The sequence below is a fragment of the Neisseria sp. P0022.S010 genome (assembly GCF_051956635.1).
In genome coordinates this window covers 1-1892 of sequence record NZ_JBQCXF010000560.1, presented here as the reverse complement: position 1 = coordinate 1892, position 1892 = coordinate 1, and the positions used below count along the sequence as shown (strand labels likewise).

Here is a 1892-nt window from a genome sequence, read left to right as displayed (position 1 = left end):
ATAACTCTCCGATCCGCTGCACGCGCCGAGCAACAGGGCAACGGCAAATGCAGGTAATAAGACGGCAGTTTTGAAAAACTTCATGTCGGATTCATCCGTGCTGATTCAATAAAACGGCATTATAGCTTGATTTTGCAGTTGCAGCCTGTTTTGCTTGACCTGGGCGGTTTTCTCCTTTATCATCCGCAGTTCGCCTTTTGATACGAAGCCATCGTCATCCAACCTAAACCGCCGTTTCGGGCGCGTTTCTTTTATTGCTTGCATATTTGCAAAGCCTTTTCTGTGCAGGTTGTCGTCGATGTTAACCACAAGCAAGATGCTTGCGACAACCCTGTAACTTCACATTTCCCGTATCGTTACTTTCCTTTGCTTCAGGTCGTCTGAAAACCGTTCAGGCGTGCGCGTTGTTGTCTCTTTAGGATAGCCATGTCTATTAAATTTGCCGATTTGAACCTTGATAAAAACATCTTGTCCGCCGTGCGCAGCGAGGGTTACGAAAGCCCGACGCCGATTCAGGCGCAAGCCATTCCGTTTGCTTTGGAGGGCCGCGACATCATGGCTTCGGCGCAAACTGGCTCCGGCAAAACCGCCGCCTTCCTGCTGCCGACGTTGCAGCGGCTGACCAAACGCAGCGAGAAACCGGGCAAAGGTCCGCGCGCGTTGGTGTTGACGCCGACCCGTGAATTGGCGGCGCAAGTCGAGAAAAACGCGCTGGCGTACGCCAAAAATATGCGTTGGTTCCGCACCGTCAGCATCGTTGGTGGCGCATCTTTCGGCTACCAAACCCGCGCCCTGAGCAAACCGGTCGACCTGATTGTCGCCACGCCGGGCCGTCTGATGGACTTGATGCAAAGCGGCAAAGTCGATTTCGCCCGCTTGGAAGTGCTGATTTTGGACGAAGCCGACCGTATGCTGGACATGGGTTTTATCGACGACATCGAAACCATCGTCGAAGCCACCCCGACCGACCGTCAGACTTTATTGTTCTCCGCCACTTGGGACGGCGCGGTCGGCAAACTGGCGCGTAAACTGACGAAAAACCCTGAAATCATCGAAGTCGAGCGCGTGGACGACCAAGGCAAAATTGAAGAGCAGCTGCTGTACTGCGACGATATGCGCCACAAAAACCGACTGCTCGACCACATCCTGCGCGACACCAACATCGACCAATGCGTGATTTTCACGTCCACCAAAGCCATGACCGAAGTCATCGCCGACGATTTGTACGAAAAAGGTTTCGCCGCCAACTGCCTGCATGGCGACATGCCGCAAGGCTGGCGAAACCGCACGCTGATGGATTTGCGCAAAGGCCGCTGCAAAATTTTGGTTGCCACCGACGTTGCCGCCCGCGGTATCGACGTGCCGACCATCACCCACGTCATCAACTACGACCTGCCGAAACAGGCGGAAGACTACGTCCACCGCATCGGCCGTACCGGACGGGCAGGGCGCACGGGTATTGCGATTACCTTCGCCGAAGTGAACGAATACGTCAAAGTGCACAAAATCGAAAAATATATCGACCGTAAGCTGAACGAAGTGACCGTCGAAGGCATGGAGCCGACCCGCAAGCGCAAATCCGCAGGCGGCAAACCGAAAGGCAAAGGCGGCTGGGGCGAGAGAAAATCCGGCGGCTGGCGTGGCGATAAGAAACCGGCTAAAGAAGGCTTCGGCGGCAAATCACGCGGCGAAGGCCATAAAAAAGACGGTTTCAAGAAAGATGGCTTTAAGAAAGATGGTTTCAAAAAAGCTGATGGTTTTAAAAAAGGCGGCGAAGGCTTTAAAGGCAGGCGTAAGTCTAACGACAGCTTTGGCGGCAAACACAAAAGAGGTTGATTTTTTCAATCTTAAGGCCGTCTGAAAAAGATATAAGGGCGTGTGAAAACACGCCT

General features: G+C 53.5%; 2 protein-coding genes. One reads left to right on the top strand and one right to left on the bottom strand.

Features of this window, described 5'->3' with window-relative positions; genetic code table 11:
- Nucleotides 1-105: 105 nt before the first annotated feature.
- The gene (locus tag ACTHUT_RS19390; protein ID WP_141752855.1) at nucleotides 106-309 is read right to left on the bottom strand and encodes a hypothetical protein; all 204 of its coding nucleotides are present in this window, start codon (nucleotides 307-309) and stop codon (nucleotides 106-108) included.
- Between the two features lie 117 nt (nucleotides 310-426).
- On the opposite strand from ACTHUT_RS19390, the gene ACTHUT_RS19385 reads away from it, so the two are divergent.
- Nucleotides 427-1836 carry a DEAD/DEAH box helicase gene (locus tag ACTHUT_RS19385; protein ID WP_250600447.1) on the top strand — a complete coding sequence of 470 codons (1410 nt, stop codon included), beginning with the start codon at nucleotides 427-429 and terminating at the stop codon, nucleotides 1834-1836.
- Nucleotides 1837-1892 lie beyond the last annotated feature (56 nt).

Coding starts and splice junctions, on each gene's coding strand:
- ACTHUT_RS19385 (WP_250600447.1), top strand. CDS start 427: ATGTCTATTAAATTTGCCGATTTGAACCTTGATAAAAACATCTTGTCC.